Source organism: Nocardiopsis mangrovi (assembly GCF_042653925.1).
Classification (GTDB): domain Bacteria; phylum Actinomycetota; class Actinomycetes; order Streptosporangiales; family Streptosporangiaceae; genus Nocardiopsis_B; species Nocardiopsis_B mangrovi.
The window spans coordinates 24,682-31,628 of the sequence record NZ_JBHSFQ010000048.1 but is presented as its reverse complement, the minus strand read 5'-3'; the positions used below and the strand labels follow the sequence as shown (position 1 = coordinate 31,628).

Here is a 6,947-nt window from a genome sequence, read left to right as displayed (position 1 = left end):
AGGGCCACATCGACGTCCAGTACCACATCACCAAGTGGGGCGACGGCAACGGCACCGAGGGCGCGCCCCAGCCCATGGGCACCGACACCAAGTGCACCGACGCCGTCTCCGGCCAGGGCACCAGCGGCTCCGGCGGCAACGCCCAGGCCGACCAGCAGAAACCCGCGGACGCGCAGACCGCTCCCGCTTCGCAGGGCGACGGCGGTTCCGGCGCTGGCACCGGCGTCCAGGCCTCGACGGCGGCCGACGACCTCTCCGGTCTCCAGCTCGCCGGCGCCGACATGCCGATGGCGGCGGGCGCCGTGACCGCGGCCGTGCTGCCGGCGCTGGCCGTGGCGGTCCTGCTCACGAAGTTCCGCCCGGCTCTGGCCAAGGGGCTGAACGACGCCGGCGACCGTGTCCCGTCCCTGTTCACCGCGGACGGCCGCAAGCGCCTCACCGACGGGGCCCGTGAGCGCCTGGCCCGCGTGCGCGACGCGTACATGCGCTAAGGCGCCACTCCGGCCGGCGGCCACCGCAGCCGGCCACCCCCGAGCCGGGGCCCGCCCACCACGGGCGGGCCCCGGCTCCGTTGTGTCCAGGGGACCCGTTGTGGACAGGGGGGAGGGCGGAGCGGAGCGGGGCGCCGTAGCGACCGGTGCGCCGGGCGGATAGAACGGGACGGTGCACTCCCCTGACGACCCCGCCGGCCCCCCGGCGTTCGAGGCACTCGTCGCCGACGGCGAGGCGGCCGTGTTCGAGGGATGGGACTTCGGCGTATTCGGCGACCGGCTGCGCGAGGCCGCCGGTTCGTGGGACTACCGCGACGTCGTCCACGGGCTCCTGCCGGGCGCCGATGCCCTGCTGGACATGGGCACCGGCGGCGGCGAACTGCTCTCCGGGCTCTCCCCCCGCCCCGGCGACACCTGCGCCACCGAGTCCTACGAACCCAACGTGGCGGTGGCGCGGGCGCGGCTGGAACCGCTCGGGATCGCCGTCAGCGCCATCGGCGACGACTCCCGCCTGCCCTTCCCCGATGCCCGGTTCGACCTCGTCATCAACCGCCACGAGTCGTTCGACGCCCGCGAGGTCCGCCGTATCCTGCGCCCCGGCGGCGTCTTCGTCACCCAGCAGGTGGGCGGGCGCGACCTCGCCGGCCTGAACGAGGCGCTGGGGGCGCCCCCGCACGACTACGCCGCCTGGGACCTCGCGGCGGCCGCCGGCGAGGTCGAGGCCGCGGGGCTGCGGGTGCTGGACCGCCGCGAGGAGCTGATCCCCGCGGCGTTCTCCGACGTCGGCGCGCTCGTGTGGTTCCTGCGGATCACGCCGTGGCAGGTGCCCGGGTTCACCGTCGAGGGCTACCGCGACCGGCTGCTGGGCCTGCACGCGCGGATGGCGTCGGGTACGCCGCTGGAGGTGCGCGCCCACCGCTTCCTCGTGGTCGCCGAACGCGGGTGAGGTGGCGGCCGGGGGGCCGCGGGCCCGGCTCCGGGCCCGCGGCCCCCCGGCCGCGTCCGGTCAGCGGAAGTCGTCGGCGTGGTCCAGCGCCCACTGGCGGAAGGTCCGCGCGGGCGTTCCCGTGACGTCCTCGACGGTGGTCGTGACCGGGTCGGCGGTGTCCTGGGTGGCGTCGTGGTGGTTCAGGATGCCGTCCACGACGTCGGCCGGCCACCCGGCGTCCAGCATCTGCGCGCGGACCTCCTCGGGCGGGACCTCCTCGTAGCGCACCGGGCGGTCCAGGGCCGCGGCGATGGCGTCGACCTGCTCCACGAGCGTGAGGGATGCGGGGCCGGTCAGCATGTAGGTCGCCCCCGTGTGGCCGTCCTCGGTCAGTGCACGCACGCCCACGGCGGCGATGTCGCGCTCGTGGACGAGGGAGCGCGCCGCGTGGGGGAAGGGGGCGCGGACGACGCCCTCGGTGCGGATCGTCTCGGCCCATTCGAGGTTGTTGGTGGCGAACCCGCCGCCCCGCAGGAAGGTCCATTCCACCCCGGATGCCGCGATGGCGCGCTCGACGTCGGCGTGGAACTGGTTGATCGGGTCCGCCTGGTGCTCGGCGGCGTCGTCCACCCCCGCCGACGACAGGTAGACGACGCGGCGGGCGTGCTCGGCGATCAGGCCGAGGACGGCGGGGGCGTCGTCGGCGGTGAGGAACGGCCACACCAGGAAGACCGCGCCGATCCCGTCGAGCGCCGCTTGCAGGGAGGCCGGGTCGGTGAGGTCGCCCCGCACCACATCGGCGGCCGGGGGCAGGCCGGCCTGGTCGGGCCGGCGCGTGAGGGCGCGGACCGGGACCCCGCGGTCCACCAGTCCGCCGACGACGTTGCGGCCGACATTGCCGGTGGCGCCGATGACCAGGACGCCGGTCTGACGGGGCATGGAGGGACCTCGCTCGCGTTCGGCCGGCCCACCCGGAGGCCGGCGGTGGCCGCAACGCTAGAAGGTGAACCCCGGTTGAGGTCAACGGGGTTTGGCGCACCGCCGCTCGGGCGTCCCGCGACCGGGCCCCGCCCGGCACGGTCCCGGGCGCATACCCGGAGCGTGGTACCTGCTAGGGGTAGGGGGTAGCGTCATCGTGGCCCTGTACGCCGATCGACCCGAGGAGTACCGATGGCGACCTCCCCCCAGGTCCTTCCCGCGCACGACCTCGCCGGCCACCTGCCGGCGTACACGCACGAGTCCGCCTTCGGCGGCGACGATCCCGCGGTGGTCGTGGACCGCTACCACACGGAGGACTTCGAGTACGTCGACGACGGGGTCCGGCTCGACCGGAAGCGGCTCATCGACCACATCCGCCCGGTGCGCAAGAACGCCGTGGAGGGTGGGCGAGTGCGGCCGTGCTCCGCGCGCACCGGGTCGCGCACTTGGGCTATGCCGACAGCGGGCACGGCGTGCGGCTCTATCCCGACCCTCCGGACCGCGTGCGGTTCGTGCGGACCGATGCCGGGGAGGCGGCCGGACGGCTCGCCGCGATCCTCCGGGAGGAGGGCGCGCCGTCCTCCTCGGCTACGGCCGCAACGGCGGGTACGGCCACCGCGACCACGGCCGGGCGCGGCCGCGCCATCGGGGGCGCGACGGCAGGGCTCATCGAATTCTTCGGACGGCCTAACTCTGAAATTCGGAATGGCTTCCGTTTGCGCATGGAATGCCAATGAATTGTGATTCCATTGAATTCTGGTAGCGTCGGACGCGTCGGAGGGGAGTAGTCCTCAATCCGCGCGGTCGACATGCTGGAACCCCGCTCATGCAGGTGGAACCCGGCCGCGTGAGCCTTTCGGGGCGGACGAGACCTTCGGCCCGTTAGCCGACCACGGGCCGGAGTTCCGCATTCCCCATGCTCTCCGGTGCCGTGTTACGACCGAAGGGCAGACTCCTCCGTGGGATTCCTCACCGCGCTCACCGTCAGTACCGGCGCCATTTTCGTCGCTGAAATGGGCGACAAAACGCAATTGGTCGCCATGTCGCTGGCGACCCGCTACCGCGCCCGCACGGTCCTTGTGGGCATCACGATCGCCACCATCGCCGTCCACGGCGTCAGCGTCCTCATCGCCGAAGTGCTGGGCCTGGCCATCCCCACCGACTGGATCGCGCTGTTCGCCGGCCTCGCCTTCATCTTCTTCGGGGCCTGGACCCTGCGCGGCGACGACCTCACCGAGAAGGACGAGGAGCGCGCGGCCTCGCGGCGCATCCGCTCCGGCGTCATCACCGTGGCCGCCATCTTCTTCCTGGCCGAACTCGGCGACAAGACCATGCTCGCCACCATCACCGTCGGCGCCAACTACGCCGGTGTCCCCCTGTCCTGGGCCGCGGTGTGGATCGGCTCCACCGTCGGCATGGTGCTCGCCGACGGCATCGCCATCGTCATCGGCAGGGTGCTCGGCAAGAGGCTGCCCGAGCGCGCCATCCAGATCGGCGCCGCCGCCCTGTTCTTCATCGCCGGCGCCGTCATGGCCTTCCAGGGCGGGTACCGGCTGCTGGCCTGACGGCAGAGGTAAGGCGGGCCCGGCCGTGGCCGGAAGGGGGGTGACGGCCGGGCCCGGGTCAAGACGGCGCGACCATCGTCCACACCTCGTACTGGGTCTCCTCCGAGGCGGGCCGCTGCGCGTAGTTGTCGTAGACCGCGATGTCGGTGAAGCCGGCCTGCCGGGCCAGCCGCTCGACGAGCTCGCGCTCGCGCAGGTGGATGCGGTGCAGCTCCCGGGTCCGGGTGAACAGCTCATCGGCGGCGCCGGGGCACCGCTGGAACCGGGTATAGGTGAGGTCGCAGTACCCTTCGGCGGCGTTGTGCTCATAGGTCCAGAAGAAGGACGAGTCGTCGAACTCCACGATCGGACGCTGGGCGAACCCCTCGACCGCGTCGACCGTGAGCATCCGCACCGACAGCAGGTCGAACACCACCGGCCCGCCGGGGCGCACCGTGCGCGCCATCGATTCGAGGGTGCGGGCGAAGTCGTCGGGGGAGGCCAGGTAGTTCAAGCCGGTGCCGACACTGATCAGCGCGTCGTAGGCGGCGCCCGCCGGGATGTCGGGGAGTTCGGAGCGCACGAGCTCGACCGCCGGCCCGAGGCGGGCACGGGCCTGCTCCAGCATCGGCGCCGACCGGTCCAGCCCCGCCACCGTGTACCCGCGCTCGGCGAGCTCTTCGAGGACCGCGCCGGTGCCGCAGCACAGCTCGATGACGGTGCGCACCGGCTCGTCGCGCCCGGCCCAGAGGGTGTCCAGGAAGTCGCCCACCCGGGTGCGCGGGCTCTCGTCCCAATTGCGGCTGGACCAGTCGAGGAGCCGGTCGTAGGAGTCCGCGATCGTGGCGTAGGGCTGGGAGTGGTCGTGGGGCGCGGTGGCCGGGGCGGTCATGGTCGTTCACTCACCTGTTCGTTGTCGTGGGGCCGGACGGTTCGCCGGCCCGGTGGTCGGGGTCCAGGGCTCAGGCGAGCCACGTCATCGTGGGCGGCGGGTGGTAGGTGGTGCGGCTGGAGCGGACCCCGAGCCGCACGAGGGATTCCAGCCACAGCACGGCCGCGCCGGTGGGGTCGACGACCGGTACGTCGAACCCCGTATCGGCCAGGTCCTGCTGCACCCGGGCGGCGGCCCCGACGAAGCCCGTGCAGCCCAGCACGATGACATCGGCTTCGTCGCGGAGCAGGATGTCGGCCGCCTGCGCCCGGATCAGCCCGGTGAGGGCGCCGGTGTCGTGCACGTCGAGGGTGTCGGAGCCCAGGGCCCGGATGGTGCCCACGCGGCCGGTGAGGCCCTCGGCGCGGATGAGGGCGCGCAGCATGGGCACGACGCTGGGCAGCACGGTGATGAACCCGAGGCGCTCGCCGAGCGACAGAGCGGTGAGGGCCGCGGGCTGGAAGCCCCCGACCACGGGGATCGCTGCGGTCTCCCGGGCCTCGTGGACGGCGGGGTCTCCGGCGCAGGAGACCAGCACGCCGTCGCTGCCGGACTCCTCGGCCGTGCCGATGGCGGCGAGGAGGTCGGGTACGGCCAGCGCGGTGTCGTGGCGGGAGGCGATGGCCGCGGTCGTGGGCAGGCCCGCGACGTCGATCGCGGTGCCGGGAGAGGCCCAGCCCGTCGCCTCGTCCCGGACCAGGTCCAGGATGGCGGGGTCGCTCGTGGGGGCGATGACCGTGAGTCGCATGGCGTCTCCCGTCGAATTCGGTTCGTGTGGCTGCGGTCGCGGGTCAGCGCGGGCCGACGGGCGCGGGCTGGACGGTGGTGGGCCGGCCCCGCGCGGCGGCGCGCACCCGCCACGCCCGCGTGTAGGCGAGCGCGGACGCGCCGCAGGCGCGGGCGGTGTCGCCGAGGCGTCCGGTGCGCGCGGGGTTGAGGACGTCGAAGCGGGCGCGCACGATCGACTCCAGCGAGGCCCGCCCCAGCTGCATGTAGAGCCGCGGCAGCTCGCGGGTGCAGGGGTGGGCCAGCCGCCACCAGTCGCCGGCGTCGGCGAAGTGCGACCGGGCGCGGTCGGCCTCGAAGCGCACGAGCTCGCGCAGGGGGTCGGTGAGGCGGCCCTGTGCGGCCGCGTCCTCCACGTCGGCGCGGGTCAGGCCGAACCGCCGCAGGTCTTCGACGGGCAGGTACAGCCGTCCGACGGCGAGGTCCTCGCGCAGGTCCAGCAGGATGTCGGTGAGTTGCAGGCCGACGCTCATGGACGCGGCCCTGCGCGCGGCCTCGTCGTCGCGGGGTTCGAGCAGTTCGACGTTCCACTGGGTGCCCACGGCGCACACGCCGTGGATGTAGGCGTGGAGGTCGGCGAACAAGGGGTAGTCGGTCGTGTGGAGGTCGGTGCGGATGGTCGACATGAACTGCCGGATGGATTCCTCGCTGATGTCCCAGGTGCGCACGGTGTGCAGGAACGCCAGCGACAGCCGCCGCGGGAGCCGGCCCTGGCCTTCGACCGGCGCCTCCCGCCACGGGTGGTCGCTCTTGAGCAGGAGGAAGAACGCCCGCTCGAACTCGTCGAACCGTGCGGCCCGGGACTCCGGCGGCCGGAGCGGGTCGTCGATCAGGTCGTCGGCGTAGGTGGTGAAGGCGAAGACGGCGTCCCAGTAGGGCCGCTTGCCCGGCGGCAGGAGCGTGCTCGCCGCGGGGTAGGTGGCGGAGTTGCGGTGCCTCAGGAAGGTCTGGCAGGTGCCGTAGGCGTCGCGCAAGCGGAGGTCGCGGAAGCCGGCGGCATCGAGTTCGCGTGTGCTCAACTGCGTTCCTTCCGGGCCCACGTGCGCCGGCGGCGCCGGGGGCGTCGCGGCCGGGTGGGCGGGGGCGGCGATCCGGGGGGATCGGGGGTGCGGGGGAACGGCGCGGGCTGGTCGCCCGCGACGCGACCGTTGTACGGGGGCGTGCGCTTTTCGGCCGGTGGCCGTTCACGCAATGGTGTACCCGACGTCCGGAACGATAACACCTTCCCAGTGGGAATCCGCGGCCGTTTTCCGGGGGAATTGAATTTCCCATAGCTGCAATGTCCACTC

6 protein-coding genes and 1 pseudogene are annotated in these 6,947 nt (G+C 73.3%); 3 read left to right on the top strand and 4 right to left on the bottom strand.

The window, feature by feature from the left end; all coding sequences use genetic code 11:
- A pseudogene (locus tag ACFO4E_RS28495) lies at nt 1-491 on the top strand (hypothetical protein); the annotation flags it as partial.
- Between the two features lie 172 nt (nt 492-663).
- Complete coding sequence (locus tag ACFO4E_RS28490) at nt 664-1,437, top strand: class I SAM-dependent methyltransferase (RefSeq protein WP_378580139.1); 774 nt, start codon at nt 664-666, stop codon at nt 1,435-1,437.
- Nucleotides 1,438-1,497: 60 nt separating this feature from the next.
- On the opposite strand, the gene ACFO4E_RS28485 is transcribed toward ACFO4E_RS28490, so the two are convergent.
- Nucleotides 1,498-2,358 (bottom strand): NAD(P)H-binding protein, encoded by an 861-nt coding sequence (locus tag ACFO4E_RS28485; RefSeq protein ID WP_378580137.1) that lies wholly within the window; start codon nt 2,356-2,358, stop codon nt 1,498-1,500.
- Nucleotides 2,359-3,356: 998 nt separating this feature from the next.
- Between ACFO4E_RS28485 and ACFO4E_RS28480 the strand changes: the two genes are divergently transcribed.
- Complete coding sequence (locus ACFO4E_RS28480; RefSeq protein WP_378580135.1) at nt 3,357-3,962, top strand: TMEM165/GDT1 family protein; 606 nt, start codon at nt 3,357-3,359, stop codon at nt 3,960-3,962.
- 58 nt (nt 3,963-4,020) lie between these two features.
- On the opposite strand, the gene ACFO4E_RS28475 is transcribed toward ACFO4E_RS28480, so the two are convergent.
- The 3 genes from ACFO4E_RS28475 to ACFO4E_RS28465 all read right to left on the bottom strand — a co-directional run bounded on the left by ACFO4E_RS28475 (nt 4,021) and on the right by ACFO4E_RS28465 (nt 6,677).
- Nucleotides 4,021-4,833: a class I SAM-dependent DNA methyltransferase gene (locus tag ACFO4E_RS28475; RefSeq protein WP_378580133.1), complete on the bottom strand. Its 813-nt coding sequence runs from the start codon at nt 4,831-4,833 to the stop codon at nt 4,021-4,023.
- A 70-nt stretch (nt 4,834-4,903) separates the two neighbouring features.
- A complete protein-coding gene (locus tag ACFO4E_RS28470) occupies nt 4,904-5,620 on the bottom strand; it encodes an aspartate/glutamate racemase family protein (protein WP_378580131.1) in 717 nt (238 codons plus the stop codon).
- 43 nt (nt 5,621-5,663) lie between these two features.
- The gene (locus ACFO4E_RS28465) at nt 5,664-6,677 is read right to left on the bottom strand and encodes a phytoene/squalene synthase family protein (RefSeq protein WP_378580130.1); all 1,014 of its coding nucleotides are present in this window, start codon (nt 6,675-6,677) and stop codon (nt 5,664-5,666) included.
- Nucleotides 6,678-6,947 lie beyond the last annotated feature (270 nt).